At 66.0% G+C, this 14,584-nt stretch carries 12 protein-coding genes; 6 read left to right on the top strand and 6 right to left on the bottom strand.

Going from position 1 to position 14,584, the window contains the following annotated elements:
- Window positions 1-170: 170 nt before the first annotated feature.
- Both PIJ50_RS14650 and PIJ50_RS14645 read right to left on the bottom strand, forming a co-directional pair.
- Window positions 171-1,346, bottom strand: a complete 1,176-nt coding sequence (locus tag PIJ50_RS14650; protein WP_271976243.1) for a nucleotide sugar dehydrogenase — start codon at window positions 1,344-1,346, stop codon at window positions 171-173.
- Between the two features lie 63 nt (window positions 1,347-1,409).
- The gene (locus PIJ50_RS14645) at window positions 1,410-2,015 is read right to left on the bottom strand and encodes a hypothetical protein (protein WP_271976241.1); all 606 of its coding nucleotides are present in this window, start codon (window positions 2,013-2,015) and stop codon (window positions 1,410-1,412) included.
- Window positions 2,016-2,125: 110 nt separating this feature from the next.
- Between PIJ50_RS14645 and PIJ50_RS14640 the strand changes: the two genes are divergently transcribed.
- Entirely contained in the window at window positions 2,126-3,196 is a 1,071-nt protein-coding gene (locus PIJ50_RS14640; protein ID WP_271976239.1) for a lysine-2,3-aminomutase-like protein, read from the top strand.
- Between the two features lie 14 nt (window positions 3,197-3,210).
- Entirely contained in the window at window positions 3,211-3,891 is a 681-nt protein-coding gene (gene lexA / locus PIJ50_RS14635) for a transcriptional repressor LexA (RefSeq protein WP_271976237.1), read from the top strand.
- Here lexA and PIJ50_RS14630 read toward each other — a convergent pair.
- On the bottom strand, window positions 3,885-5,924 hold the full coding sequence (locus tag PIJ50_RS14630; RefSeq protein ID WP_271976236.1) for a ComEC/Rec2 family competence protein: 2,040 nt from the start codon (window positions 5,922-5,924) through the stop codon (window positions 3,885-3,887). The two genes, lexA and PIJ50_RS14630, sit on opposite strands and share 7 nt — an antisense overlap.
- A 75-nt stretch (window positions 5,925-5,999) precedes the next feature.
- Here PIJ50_RS14630 and gltX point away from each other — a divergent pair, with 75 nt between their 5' ends.
- Together gltX and gltA are read left to right on the top strand one after the other, a co-directional pair.
- Window positions 6,000-7,388 (top strand): glutamate--tRNA ligase, encoded by a 1,389-nt coding sequence (gltX, locus tag PIJ50_RS14625; RefSeq protein ID WP_271976234.1) that lies wholly within the window; start codon window positions 6,000-6,002, stop codon window positions 7,386-7,388.
- 73 nt (window positions 7,389-7,461) lie between these two features.
- On the top strand, window positions 7,462-8,748 hold the full coding sequence (gltA, locus tag PIJ50_RS14620; RefSeq protein ID WP_271976232.1) for a citrate synthase: 1,287 nt from the start codon (window positions 7,462-7,464) through the stop codon (window positions 8,746-8,748).
- A gap of 31 nt (window positions 8,749-8,779) precedes the next feature.
- Here the strand turns inward: gltA and ccmE are convergent, their stop codons facing one another.
- From ccmE to PIJ50_RS14605, 3 genes are read right to left on the bottom strand one after another with little or no spacing between them, the layout of a single operon-like run.
- On the bottom strand, window positions 8,780-9,220 hold the full coding sequence (gene ccmE / locus PIJ50_RS14615) for a cytochrome c maturation protein CcmE (protein WP_271976231.1): 441 nt from the start codon (window positions 9,218-9,220) through the stop codon (window positions 8,780-8,782).
- A gap of 24 nt (window positions 9,221-9,244) precedes the next feature.
- The gene (gene argC / locus PIJ50_RS14610; RefSeq protein WP_271976229.1) at window positions 9,245-10,273 is read right to left on the bottom strand and encodes an N-acetyl-gamma-glutamyl-phosphate reductase; all 1,029 of its coding nucleotides are present in this window, start codon (window positions 10,271-10,273) and stop codon (window positions 9,245-9,247) included.
- 27 nt (window positions 10,274-10,300) lie between these two features.
- On the bottom strand, window positions 10,301-11,113 hold the full coding sequence (locus PIJ50_RS14605) for a glutamate racemase (protein WP_271976227.1): 813 nt from the start codon (window positions 11,111-11,113) through the stop codon (window positions 10,301-10,303).
- A 137-nt stretch (window positions 11,114-11,250) separates the two neighbouring features.
- Between PIJ50_RS14605 and PIJ50_RS14600 the strand changes: the two genes are divergently transcribed.
- Entirely contained in the window at window positions 11,251-12,147 is an 897-nt protein-coding gene (locus PIJ50_RS14600; RefSeq protein WP_271976226.1) for a LysR family transcriptional regulator, read from the top strand.
- A gap of 226 nt (window positions 12,148-12,373) precedes the next feature.
- Window positions 12,374-14,530 (top strand): phosphoribosylformylglycinamidine synthase subunit PurL, encoded by a 2,157-nt coding sequence (gene purL, locus PIJ50_RS14595; protein WP_271976225.1) that lies wholly within the window; start codon window positions 12,374-12,376, stop codon window positions 14,528-14,530.
- Window positions 14,531-14,584: the final 54 nt, after the last annotated feature.

Here is a 14,584-nt window from a genome sequence, read left to right as displayed (position 1 = left end):
TTCCACAGTCAACAAGCTTCCGTTCCCGTCCGCCGCCTTCCGTCCCAAGCGTCTCCGCTTCGGTGAGGCGGTATCTAGGCCCACACGCAAAAAGACGCAAGTGAGAAAATGACGGTTCCGCAAAACTTTCACGGAACCTTCTGTTTCTACAGCGTATTTACTGCGGCCTGTCAGTCTCCGCCAAACAGGTCACGCGTGAACACCTTGCCTGCCACGTCTTCCAGCTCGGGCAGCATGCGGTTCGCGACGATGATATCGCACTCCTGCTTGAAGGTCTGGACGTCCCGCTCCACCCGCGAGCCGAAGAAGCGATCCTCTGCCATCGCCGGCTCGTAGACCACGACCTCGATCCCCTTGGCCTTGATCCGCTTCATGATCCCTTGGATGGAACTTTGGCGGAAGTTGTCGGACCCCGCCTTCATCACCAGCCGGTAGATGCCGACGCGCTGCGGCTTCTTTTCCAAGATCATGTCGGCGATGAAGTCCTTGCGCGTGCGGTTCGCGTCCACGATCGCGCGCATCAGGTTCTGCGGCACTTCGGAATAGTTCGCCAGAAGCTGCTTCGTGTCCTTGGGCAGGCAATACCCGCCATAGCCGAAGGACGGGTTGTTGTAATGGGCCCCGATCCGCGGATCCAGGCTGATGCCATCGATGATCTCGCGCGTGGCCAGCCCACGGCTGAGGGCGTAGCTGTCCAGCTCGTTGAAGAAGGCGACGCGCATGGCAAGATAGGTGTTGGCGAACAGCTTCACCGCCTCCGCCTCGGCCGCGCCGGTGAACAGGACGGGGACGTCCTTGTCCTCGGCCCCTTCCACCAGAAGGGCAGCAAATTCCTCGGCCCGCGCCGACTTCTCGCCCACGATGATGCGCGAGGGGTGGAGGTTGTCGTGCAGCGCCCTGCCCTCGCGCAGGAATTCGGGGCTGAAGATCACCTGATCCGTGTTCAGCCGGGCCGAGACATCCTGCGTGAAGCCCACGGGGATCGTGGACTTGATCACGATCGTCGCCGTCCGGTTCACGGCGATCACCGCCGCGATCACGGCCTCCACCGAGGAGGTGTCGAAGAAGTTCGTCACCGGGTCGTAATTCGTGGGCGTCGCCACGATCACGAAGTCCGCATCGGCATAAGCGGCGTTCGCGTCCAGTGTGGCGTGCAGATCCAGATCGCGGTTGGCCAGCCAGTCCTCCAGGTCGCGATCGACGATCGGGCATTCGCGCCGCTCCAGCATCGCCACCCGGTCGGCGTTCACGTCCACGGCGGTGACGCGGTTGTGCTGCGCCAGCAGCACGGCGTTTGACAGACCCACATAACCAATACCTGCAATCGCAATCTTACGATCCGTCATCATCTTTCCCGTCGTTCTTGTCGCATGTGGCGCCACTAAACCCCACCGGACGCTGGGTGTCCATCACGCAACTCCGGCATAGTTTACCTGTGTGAACATACCAAGGACGCGCGTCAGGTCGGAAGGACCCAGAAGGCCGGGCACCATCTCGAACACCGCCATCCGGCCCTCGATCAGCGTGGGGCGCAGGATCTCCTCCACCACGTGATAAGGACGGCGCCGGACGTAATCGTCGAACAGCACGATCACCGGCCGCGTGATCCGCAAAGCGCAGGTGGCAAAGCAGGCGGGGCGCAGAAGACCGTCGATCAGGATGACGTCGGGATGAACGAAGTCCGGACGATCCCAGACGGTCGTCGGATACAGATGAAACCGCGGCCACTGGCGCGGCGTCAACGGACGCCCCCAGGCCCCCACCCGCCCGATGTCCACATGATGCAGCGCGGGCACGGATGGCAGCGCCGCCGACGCCTCGCGCAGGTTGTCGGCCCAGAGGGGATCCGACTCCACGCAGAACACCCTCTTGCCCGGCAGGCCCGCCGCCAGAAGCGTGGACCCGCCGCCGCCATATTCCAGGATCACATCCGCCTCGGAATAGGCGTCCCGCAGAAGGGCGGCCTCCGCCTCCGGAAGGGTCAGGCCGATGGCGGGGGTGCTTTCATCCGTCATGAGGGGTCCGTTGCAATGGGCATGGCCGCAGGATGGCGCGGCGGGATGGGACATTGCAAGGGTGCGCCGCGCGCGGCATAAGGCCCCACCCGCTGACAGAAGGCTCTGCCATGACCTCCCGCGCCTCCGAAAACCTGTCCGATCTGGTGCGCGACGGACGCCTTCCCGAAGCGACGGCCGAGCTTGAGGAGGTGGCGCAGCAGTTCCGCATCCGCATGACCGCCGCCATGCGCGACGCGGCCGATCCCGGCGTGGACGCCCAGTTCGTGCCCACCCCGGCCGAGTTGACCATCCGGCCCGAAGAGTTGCACGATCCCATCGGCGACGATGCCTACAGCCCCGTCCACGGGCTGACCCACCGCTATCCCGACCGCGTGATCCTGCACAGCACCCAGACCTGCGAAGTCTATTGCCGCTTCTGCTTCCGCCGCGAAACGGTGGGCGAGGACGGCACCCTGACCGAGGCCGAGCTGGACGCCATCCTGTCCTATCTGGCCGATCATCCGCAGATCCACGAGGTGATCCTGACCGGGGGCGACCCGCTGGTCCTGTCTCCCCGCCGTCTGGGCCGCCTGATGACGCGCCTGCGCGCCCTGCCCCATCTGGAGGTGATCCGCTTCCACACCCGCGTCCCCGTCGTCGCCCCGCACCGCATCACGCCCGAACTGCTGGAGGCGCTGCGCGGCTCCACCACCTATATGGTCGTGCACACCAACCATCCGGCCGAACTGACGGAAGAGGCGCGGGGCGCACTCGCCCGGCTTGCCGACGCCGGCGTTCCCCTTCTGTCGCAATCGGTCCTGCTGCGGGGCATCAACGACGACGCGGATACGCTGACAGCCCTGTTCCGCGGCCTGATCCGCAACCGCGTGAAGCCTTATTACCTGCATCACTGCGATCTGGCGCGCGGCACCAGCCACTTCCGCACCACCATCGCCGAGGGTCAGACGCTAATGGCGGCGCTGCGCGGGCAACTGTCCGGCATCGCCATCCCCACCTATGTGCTGGACATTCCGGGGGGTTACGGCAAGGTGCCATTGACGGCGGATTACGCGCAGTCGCTGGGGGCCGGACGCTGGCGGATCACCGACTGGCAGGGCAACGTGCACGATTATCACGATCCCGACCACCAACCACTTGACACAAATAGTGAACACGGGCAGAACAAGAGCGGAACCTAAGAAACGGGGAACGCATGCTCACGCGCAAGCAGATGGAACTGCTCACCTTCATCCGGGAGCGTACGGAACGCGACGGCGTCCCCCCCTCGTTCGACGAGATGAAGGAAGCGCTGGTCCTGAAGTCGAAGTCCGGAATCCACCGCCTAATCACGGCGCTGGAGGAGCGCGGCTTCATCCGCCGGCTGGCCCACCGCGCCCGCGCGATCGAGATCGTGAAGCTGCCCGAGGCGATGGAACGCGGCTTCACCCCCAAGGTGATCGACGGTGATCGCGCCGCTGCCCCCGCCGGGGCGATGCCCATCTCCATCGACGCGCTGGACATCCCTGTGATGGGCAAGATCGCTGCGGGCATTCCCGTGGAAGCGATCCAGAACATCACCCACCATGTGGCCGTGCCGGGATCGATGATCGCAGGGCGTGGGCAGCATTACGCGCTGACGGTCGAAGGCGATTCGATGATCGAGGCCGGGATCAACAACGGCGACACCGTCATCATCCGCCAGCAGACCACGGCCGACAACGGCGACATCGTGGTCGCCCTCATCGAGGGGCATGAGGCGACGCTGAAACGCTTCCGCCGCAAGGGGGGCATGATCTCGCTTGAAGCCGCCAACCCGGCGTTTGAGACGCGGATCCTGCCTGAGGCGCTGGTCAAGGTGCAGGGCCGCCTCGTCGGCCTGATCCGCAACTACTGATCCCAGGGTCTGCGCGCGCCCAAGGTCGGGATGACGCGCAGGCTGTTTCCGTCCACCTGCAAGGACAGCGCGCCCGTATCGCGCAGGGCCGCCGTGTCGTAGATGGCGCAGCCCGCCGGTGCGTCCTCCTTCAACTCGCGGTCCATGATGACGATGTCCGCGATCCCGCAGGCTTCCACGACCTTTCCTTCGGCGGCCTTGCCTTTCAGATGGGCCAGACGCACGCCGCCAAGGTCGATCGTCCGCACCTCTCCCTGATCCTCAAAACCCACCTGTGCGGCTGCAATCTCCTGAGTGGCCAGATCGCCGTCGCGCTGCAACCAGGACTCGGCGGCGAAACGGCCGCCGCGGGGGTGGGACAGGACCCTCCCTTCCGGCCCCATCACGCCCACCAGAAGCCCGTCGCCGCTGACAAGGACAGGTGGGCGGCTGGCCGTGATCCACAGCGCAAGGGCGGCGACCATCGGCACCGCGCCCAGCGCGCGCCAACGGTTCGGCCAGACCATGATCCCGATGGCGCCCAGGATCATCAGCGGCATCACCGCCGGCGGAGGCGACGGAACGCCGATGACCGCACCCTTCCAGCCCGCCACCCAATGCGCCACGATCAGGATCCAGCGCGCGCCCAGCTCCATCAGCCACAGGCCGGGCTGCGGCAGGCCGAACGGCCCCAGCAGCGCCGCGATCGCCGCGCCGGGCATGATCAGCGTGCCCATCGCCGGCACCGTCAGCAGGTTGGCCAGCAGCCCGAATTCCGCGAAGCGGTTGAACTGCGCCGCCGCGATCGGCCCCGTCGCCAGCCCCCCGATCACCGAGGACAGAAGCGCGGTGTAGACCGGAACCGTCCAGCGCGGCAACGTCTGGCGAAAGGTCAGGCGGTCCACGATCCCGAAGCCCCAGACCAGCGCCGCCGTGGCGGCCATGGACATCTGGAAGCCCGCGTTCACCAGCGCCTCGGGCTGAAGGGCCAGAAGGATCAGGGCCGACAGCGCCACCGTCCGCATGGACATCGCCCGACGCTCCACCAGAATGGCGCCCAGCATGATGGCGGACATGATGAAGGCCCGCTCCGTCGCGACGTTGCCGCCCGATAGTGCAAGGTAGAACCCCGCCACACCCAGAGAGGCCACGGCCGCGATCTTCTTCGTGTCCAGCCGCAGCGCCACCCACGGGATCAGCGCAAGGCCATAGCGCAGGATGGCGAAGGTGAAGCCCACCAGAAACGCGAGGTTCATCCCCGAGATGGCCAGAAGATGCGACAGGTTGGAATCGCGCAGCGCCTCCACCGTATCCTGGGTGATCGCCGACCGGTCGCCGGTGACCGCGCCCGCGGCAAAGGCCCCCGCCTGCCCGTCAATGCGCGAGGTGACGCCTTCGGACAGCCACGCCCGCATCCGCCCGACAAGGCGGGCCGAAGGCTCCGGCTCCGTCAGGGTCAGGACGGGGGTGCTGGTGTAGCCGATGGCCCCCAGCCGCTGGAAAAACGCCATGCGACGGAAGTCGAAGCCGCCCGGCTCCGTCGGCGGCATCGGGGCGGACAGGTGCGCGGTCAGGATTACCCGGGCCCCCGGCTCCGGCGCAAAGAACGGCTGGTCGCCGTGAAGGGACACGCGGACCTTGTCCGGCGTGCGCGCGGGGTCCGTCCGCTCCAGCACCACACGGTCCAGCGTCAGGCGCAGGTCATCGCCCGAGGACCGGTCGATCTCCACCACCCGCCCCTCCACCGCGCCGTAATAGCGAAAGCCGAGGATGGGCGCCTCCTGCACCCAAGCGCGCAGGCCGATCAGCAGAAAGCCCGCCACCAGCGCCACGAGCCCCCAGGCCGGAACCCGGCACCAGAACGGGCCGCGAAGGGCCACCGCCGTCAGGCACAGAAGGACACCACCGGCCAAGGCATAGCCCAGCGCCGACGGATCGCGCGGAAGGGCGAACCACAGGGCGATTCCCATGCCCAGAAAGACCGGAAGCAGCGGGAACAGCGCCCCGCCCATCCCGGACAGGGCGACAAGGGGGGCGACAAGCTTGTCCTTCATGCCTCGATTGCCTAATCACTGGGGCGACAAACCTTGCACGGGCATGGTTTCCAGAACGTTAACAAGGCGCCCCTCATGACCCCCATCGTCACCCGCTTCGCCCCCTCCCCCACCGGCTATCTGCACATCGGCGGCGGACGGACGGCGCTCTTCAATTGGCTGTACGCTCGCGGGCGCGGCGGCAAGTTCCTGCTGCGGATCGAGGATACGGACCGCGAACGGTCCACCCCCGAAGCGACGGAGGCGATCCTGAAGGGCCTCACCTGGCTCGGCCTCGACTGGGACGGCGAGGTGGTCAGCCAGTTCGACCGCAAGGACCGCCACGCCGACGTCGCGCACGAGATGCTGGCCAAGGGGGCGGCCTACAAGTGCTTCTCCACCCAGGAGGAGATCGAGGCCTTCCGCGAGGCCGCGCGCGCCGAGGGGCGTTCCACCCTGTTCCAGAGCCCATGGCGCGACCGGATGGACCATCCCGACGGCCCCTTCGTGATCCGCATGAAGGCCCCGCGCGAGGGCAGCACGGTGATCGCCGACGAGGTGCAGGGCGAGGTCACCTTCCGCAACAACACGCTGGACGACATGGTCATCCTGCGGTCGGACGGCACGCCCACCTACATGCTGGCCGTGGTGGTGGACGATCACGACATGGAGGTGACCCACGTGATCCGCGGCGACGACCACCTGAACAACGCCGCGCGCCAGCAAATGGTGTATGACGCGATGGGCTGGACCGTTCCCGTCTGGGCGCACATCCCGCTGATCCACGGCGCCGACGGCAAGAAGCTGTCCAAGCGCCACGGCGCCCTCGGGGTGGAGGAGTATCAGGTGATGGGCTACCCCGCCGCCGGGATGCGCAACTACCTTGCCCGGCTGGGGTGGAGCCATGGCGACGACGAGATCTTCACGACCGAACAGGCGAAGGAGTGGTTCGACCTGCCCGGCATCGGCCGCGCCCCGGCCCGGCTGGACTTCAAGAAACTGGAACACACCTGCGGCCAGCACATCGCCATGATGGACGATACGGCGCTGATGGCGGAACTGGAGGCGTTCCTTGCGGCCAGCGGCCAGCCGGCGCTGAATGGCATCCAGCGCGAACGCCTGCTGGCCGCGATGCCCGCACTGAAGGACCGCGCCAAGACCTTCCCGGAGCTGCTGGAAAAGGGACGGTTCGCCCTCGTCTCCCGTCCCGTCGAACGGGACGAAAAGGCGGAGGCGGCGCTGGACCTTGTATCCCGTAGCATACTGAAAGATTTGACGGAGCGGCTGGCGGATGCTAGCTGGACCAAAGAGGAATTGGAGCCGCGTCTGACCGGCTTTGCGGAGGAACGGGGTCTGGGATTCGGCAAGCTGGCCGCCCCGATCCGCGCTGCACTGGCCGGACGGACCGCGACGCCAAGCGTCTACGACATGATGCTGGCCATCGGTCGGGACGAAACGATCGCGCGACTTCGGGACGCCGCTTGAATTGCGCCCCGCGGCCCCGCAAGATGTTTGGGGGGCCGATTTCGTCCCTCCGTGACTGGAGAGGGATGACCCTATGACGAAAAGCGCCTCACTGACCTTCGGCGACAAGACCGTGGACCTTCCGGTCCGCAGCCCGACGGCCGGCCCGGACGTGCTCGACATCCGCAAGCTCTATGGCGAGCTGGACGTGTTCACCTATGATCCCGGCTTCACCTCCACCGCGTCCTGCGACAGCGCGATCACCTTCATCGACGGCGACAAGGGCGAACTGCTGCACCGCGGCTACCCGATCGAGCAGCTGGCCGAACAGTCCTGCTTCCTTGAGGTGTGCTATCTGCTGCTGTACGGCGATCTGCCGTCCAAGGCGCAGATGGAGGAGTTCCGCACCACCGTCACGCGTCACACGATGGTGCATGAACAGATGCACAACTTCTTCCGCGGCTTCCGCCGCGACGCGCACCCGATGGCGACCATGGTCGGCGTCGTGGGCGCCATGTCGGCCTTCTATCACGACAGCACCGACATCACCGACCCGCACCAGCGCGAGGTGGCCTCGTTCCGCCTGATCGCCAAGCTGCCGACCATCGCCGCGATGGCCTACAAATACGCGATCGGCCAGCCCTTCGTGTATCCGCGCAACGATCTGGATTACGCATCGAACTTCCTGCACATGTGCTTCTCGGTCCCGGCGGAGCCCTACGAGGTGAACCCGATCCTCGCCAAGGCGATGGACCGCATCATGCTGCTGCATGCGGACCACGAGCAGAACGCGTCGACCTCCACCGTGCGTCTGGCGGGATCGTCCGGCGCGAACCCCTTCGCCTGCATCGCGGCGGGCATCGCCTGCCTGTGGGGCCCGGCCCATGGCGGCGCCAACCAGGCCTGCCTGGAGATGCTGCGCGAGATCGGATCGGTCGACCGCATCCCCGAATTCATCGAGCGTGCGAAGGACAAGAACGACCCCTTCCGCCTGATGGGCTTCGGCCACCGCGTCTACAAGAACTTCGACCCGCGCGCCAAGGTCATGAAGGAGTCGGCGGACGAAGTCCTCGAACTCATGGGCATCCACAACAACCCGACGCTGCAAGTGGCGAAGGAGCTGGAGCGGATCGCGCTGGAGGACGAGTACTTCATCTCCAAGAAGCTCTACCCCAACGTCGACTTCTACTCGGGCATCATCCTGGATGCGATGGGCTTCCCCACGGCGATGTTCACCCCGATCTTCGCACTCTCGCGCACGGTCGGCTGGATCAGCCAGTGGAAAGAGATGATCTCGGACCCGTCGCTGAAGATCGGCCGTCCGCGCCAGCTCTACACCGGCCCGGCGCGCCGCGATTACACGGATCTGGAAACCCGCTAAGACAAAGGACCGGCCCAAGGGCCGGTCCTTTTCATTTCGGAGCTTCGTAGACGCCTTGTTCCTTCAATGCGTCCACCACTTCCTTCGGCATGTAATTCTCGTCATGCTTGGCCAGGATCTCGGTGGCGACAAAGGTGTTGCCCTCCATCTTGCCGGTGCCGACCACGCCCTCCCCTTCCCCGAACAGGTCCGGCAGCACCCCCGTGTAGCGGGCGGGCACCAGCACGGCGCCGTCCGTCACGTTGAAGGTGATCGCCTCCCCCTGCCCGCGGATCAGGCTGCCTTCGGCGACCAGCCCACCCAGGCGGAAGACCTCGCCGGGTTTGGGCGGATCACTCAGCACCTGGCTGGGAGAGCGGAAGAAGTTGATGCCCGACTGCATGGACCAGCCGACCAGCGCCGTCGATGCCGACAAGGCGACGAAAGCCAGCGCAATGATCTGGATGCGCCGGCGTTTTTTCAAACCCTTCATGGTGTCCCCAAAGGTGGCTCGTGATCAGGGGAAGACGGGGGCCAGCGTCAATCCGGCCGTTTCCTCGATCCCCAGCATCAGGTTCGCGTTCTGCATCGCCTGACCGCTGGACCCTTTGCACAGGTTGTCGAGGGTCGCAACCACCAGCGCGCGTCCGGGGATGCGGTCGCCGATCACACCGATGTGCACGTGGTTCGATCCGCGCACGTCATGGCTGGAGGGCAGCGTGCCAAAGGGCAGGACGTGAAGGAACGGCTCGTCCGCGTAACGGTCGGCCAGTGCCTTGTGGATCGCCGCAGGCTCCCCCCGCACATAGACGTCGGCTAGGATCCCGCGGTTCATCGGCACCAGATGCGGCGTGAACTGGATCAGCACCGGACGACCGGCGAGCTTCGAGAATTCCTGATCAAATTCGCCAAGGTGGCGGTGCTTGCCGCCGGCGCTGTAGGCGTTGGTGCCTTCCGACAGCTCGGCGTGCAGCAGGTTTTCCTTCAGGCTGCGCCCGGCGCCGGACACGCCGGCCTTCAGGTCCATCACGATCTCGTCCAGGTCGATCACGCCCGCCTCGATGAGCGGGCGGACGGCATACTGGCCGGTGGCCGCGTTGCAACCCGTGCCGGCGACCAGACGCGCGGCCCGGATCTCATCGCGATAGAACTCGGTCAGGCCGTAGACGGCTTCCTTCTGCATCTCCTCGGCGGCGTGAGGCTGACCGTACCACTTCTGATACTCGGCCGGGTCGCGCAGTCGGAAGTCGGCGGACAGGTCCACGATCTTCAGGTCGCGCGGCAGGTCCTTGATCACGGCCTGAGAGGTCGCGTGCGGCAGGGCGCAGAACGCGAGATCGACGTTCGAAAAGTCGATCTCCTCGATCTTCTGCAGCTTCGGCAGGTCAAGATGGCGCAGGAAGGGAAACACCTCGGCCATGGCCATGCCGGCCTTGCGGTCGCCCGACAGCGCCACGATCCGCATCGACGGATGGGTGGAGATCAGACGGACCAGTTCCGCCCCCGTGTAGCCGGAAGCGCCAAGAATGGCGATGCGATGGGTCATGGGATGTCCTTTCTGTCGGGCGATCGGTCAGGCGGCCTCGAACCGGACGCCGCGCCGCAGGAACTGCGTGGCGTGGGCGGACACGCTGTCGGGGTTGCCGGTCGTCAGATAGCGGCTTTCGGTGCCCACGCCAAGAAATTCGGGCCGCCGCGCCAGATAGTCGTCCAGCGCCGCCGCCACGAGGTTGGGCTGCGAAAAGACCGCCACGTCAGATCCCAGCGCCTTCTGGAACACCTTTTCCATCAACGGGTAATGGGTGCAGCCCAGAACGGCGGCGTCGGGGCGCGGCATCCGGCGCAGCAGCGCCTCCACGTGGGATTTCACCAAAGCCTCGGCCAGGATCTCGTCTCCCGCCTCGATCGCGTCGACCACGCCGCCACAGGGCTGCGCCTCCACGTCGACGCCGATAGCTCGGAAAGCGAGTTCACGCTGGAAGGCGCGGCTCGCGACGGTGGCGGGGGTGGCGAACAGGGCGACGTGCTTCACCGCCACTTCGCGCGGGGGGGTGTTGTCGCCCCATTGCCGTTCGGTCAGCGCCTCGATCAGCGGGACGAACACGCCAAGGACGCGCTTTTCCGGCGGGATCCACGTCTCCTGCATGCGCTTCAGCGCCGCGGCCGAGGCCGTGTTGCAGGCAAGGATCACCAGATCGCAGCCTTCGGCCCACAACCGTTCCACGGCGCGGGTGGTCAGGTCGTAGATGTCATCGGCGTCGCGCACGCCGTAGGGCGCATGAGCGTTGTCGCCCAGATAGACAAAGGGCACCTGCGGCAACCGACGCTGCAGCGCGTCCAGCACCGTCAGCCCGCCCAGCCCCGAATCGAAGACGCCCACGGCCATCGCATCCCTCCCCTGTCCGATCACGGGGTATGGCTAGTCGTCTTGCCGCATGGTGTCCATGGGCGGTTTCCAGCCATGTTGTGTTTGCAACTCTGCCATGCCGCGATTAGATGGACGCCAAGGCCAAGGAAACGATGATGGACTGGGACAAACTTCGCATCTTTCACGCGGTTGCCGATGCGGGCAGCCTGACGCATGCGGGGGACACGCTGCACCTGTCCCAGTCGGCGGTCAGCCGGCAGATCCGCGCGCTGGAAGAAAGCCTGAACGTCACGCTGTTCCACCGGCACGCCCGCGGCCTGATCCTGACCGAACAGGGCGAACTGCTGTTCGACGCCACCTCGGCCATGGCCAAGCGCCTGGACGCCGCCGCCGCCCGCATCCGCGACAGCGAGGATGAGGTCTTCGGAGAGTTGCGCGTCACCTCCACCATCGGGCTGGGCACCATGTGGCTCGCCCCGCGGCTGGTGAACCTTTACAAGAAGTATCCCGCGCTGAAGATCGACCTCATGCTGGAGGAGCGGGTGCTGGACCTGCCCATGCGCGAGGCCGACGTCGCCATCCGCATGAAGGAACCGTCGCAGGCCGACCTGATCCGCAAGCGGCTGATGACGATCCGGATGCAGCTTTACGCCTCGCCCGATTATCTGGAGCAGCACGGCACGCCCACGACCATGGCCGATTTCAGCCGCCACCGGCTGATCTGCCAGCACGCGGGCACCCCGCAGGTCAGCGCCGGCGCCGCCCTCATCGCGGAGCTGATGAGCCACGACATCCCCTCCACCCTGACGGTGAACAACTACTTCGGGGTGATGCAAGCGGTGCTGAACCATCTGGGGATCGGCGTGCTGCCCGACTACCTCGCGGCCGAATTCCCCCATCTTGTGCGCGTGCTGCCCGAGGTGTCGTCGAACGACGTGCCTGTCTTCCTCGCCTATCCCGAGGAGTTGCGCCATTCCAAGCGCGTGGCCGCCTTCCGCGACTTCATCACGGAAGAGATCATCGCCTACCGCAAGAAGCTTCAGGACAGCTAATATGCGCTTCCTGCATGGCAGGTATGCGTTCGATCGTTCTTAATCTGCTTGCGAAACAGGCACCACGTTCTTAAATCGGCTTCTGAAGATGGCGGTCCATGATCGTCAACTTCATACCTCCCTGTTGGACTTGGGCCGGGCTTATGCCCGGCTTTTTTTTCGTGCCTTCCCTAAACGCGGCTTTCGCCTTATGACGCGGGCCAAATCCCCAGCGCCCGAGGAAGCCATGTCCGAGCCCACCATCACGCCCGAACTGATCGCCGCCCATGGTTTGAAACCGGAAGAATACGACCGGATCCTCGACATCATCGGGCGCGAGCCGACGTTCACCGAACTCGGCATCTTCAGCGCGATGTGGAACGAGCACTGCTCCTACAAGTCCTCGAAGAAATGGCTGCGCACCCTGCCCACCACCGGCCCGCAGGTGATCTGCGGCCCCGGCGAGAATGCGGGCGTGGTCGATATCGGCGACGGTCAGGCGGTCATCTTCAAGATGGAGAGCCACAACCACCCTTCGTACATCGAGCCGCATCAAGGTGCTGCCACTGGCGTAGGTGGCATCCTGCGCGACGTGTTCACCATGGGCGCGCGCCCCGTGGCGGCGATGAACGCGCTGTCCTTCGGCGTGCCGTCGCACCCCAAGACCTCCCATCTGGTGAAGGGCGTGGTGGAAGGCGTCGGCAGCTACGGCAACGCGTTCGGGGTGCCCACGGTGGGGGGCGAGGTCCGCTTCCACAAGGCCTACAACGGCAACTGTCTGGTCAACGCCTTTGCCGCGGGTCTGGCCGACACGGACGCGATCTTCTACTCCGCCGCCTCGGGCGTGGGGATGCCGGTGGTGTATCTGGGCGCGAAAACGGGGCGTGACGGCGTCGGCGGGGCCACCATGGCCTCCGCGGAATTCGACGACACGATCGAGGAGAAGCGCCCGACGGTTCAGGTCGGCGACCCCTTCACCGAAAAGCGTCTGCTGGAAGCCTGCCTTGAACTCATGGCCTCGGGCGCCGTCATCTCCATCCAGGACATGGGGGCCGCCGGTCTGACCTGTTCGGCGGTGGAGATGGGCGACAAGGGCGGGCTCGGCATCCGGCTGGATCTGGAGAACGTCCCGCAGCGCGAAACGAACATGACCGCGTACGAGATGATGCTGTCCGAAAGCCAGGAGCGCATGCTCATGGTGCTGAAGCCCGAGATGGAGGACGAGGCCCGCGCGATCTTCGTGAAGTGGGACCTCGACTTCGCCATCGTGGGCGAGACGATCCCCGAGGACCGCTTCCTGATCCAGCTGAACGGAGAGGTGAAGGCCGACCTTCCGCTGTCGAAGCTGTCCTCCTCGGCCCCCGAATACGACCGCCCGTGGGTGGCCACGCCCGCCGCCGCGCCGATGGATCCGGTTCCCGCGATCGACCCGATCGAGGGACTGCGGGCGCTGATCGGCAGCCCGAACTATGCCCACAAGGCTTGGGTCTACGAGCAGTATGACAGCATGGTCATGGCCGACACGATCCGCGCGCCGGGTCTGGGCGCGGGCGTGATCCGGGTGCATGGCACCAACAAGGCGCTGGCCTTCACCTCCGACGTGACCCCGCGCTACGTCAAGGCGAACCCCGTGCAGGGCGGCCGTCAGGCCGTGGCCGAAGCCTATCGCAACCTGACCGCGGTCGGCGCCAAGCCGCTGGCCACGACCGACAACATGAACTTCGGCAACCCCGAAAAGCCTGAGATCATGGGCCAGTTCGTCGGCGCAATCCAGGGCATCGGCGAGGCGTGCATTGCCCTCGACATGCCCATCGTGTCGGGCAACGTGTCGCTTTACAATGAAACCGACGGTCAGGGCATTCTGCCGACGCCGACCATCGGCGCCGTGGGCATCCTGACGCTGGACGAACTGATCGCGGGCCAGCCGCTGGACGGCGACCTGATCGTGGTGATCGGCCAGACGACCGGCCACATGGGCCAGTCCGCCGTTCTGGCTGAACTTCTGGGCCGCGAAGATGGCGACGCCCCCCATGTCGACCTTGAGATGGAACGCCGCCATGGCGAGTTCCTGCGCGCCAACCGCGCCCTGTTCAACGCGGCAACGGACCTCGGGGATGGGGGCCTTGCCCTCGCGGCGTTCGAGATGGCGGAGGGTGCGGGTCTCGGTCTCGACATCTCCTTCGCACAGACGGGCGCCCTGTTCGGAGAGGATCAGGCCCGGTATCTGGTGGCGATCGACCCGTCGGACATCCACGCGCTGAAGGCGGCGGCGGACAAGGCCGGCGTCTGGCTGGACGTGGCGGGCACCTTCGGCGGCGACACCGTGCGCTTCGACGAGGCGCAGGCGCCGCTGGCCGAACTATCCGCCCTTTACCGTTCGGCCTTCGAAGCCGCCGTCGCCTGATCCCCGGCCCCGCCTTCTTGCGCATGGCAGGGGGCGGGGCTACATCAGGGGGGA

Source organism: Falsirhodobacter sp. 20TX0035 (genome assembly GCF_028307215.1).
Classification (GTDB): Bacteria; Pseudomonadota; Alphaproteobacteria; order Rhodobacterales; family Rhodobacteraceae; genus Falsirhodobacter.
The sequence above is the reverse complement of the archived record's forward strand: the minus strand, read 5'-3'. Positions and strand labels throughout refer to the sequence as shown.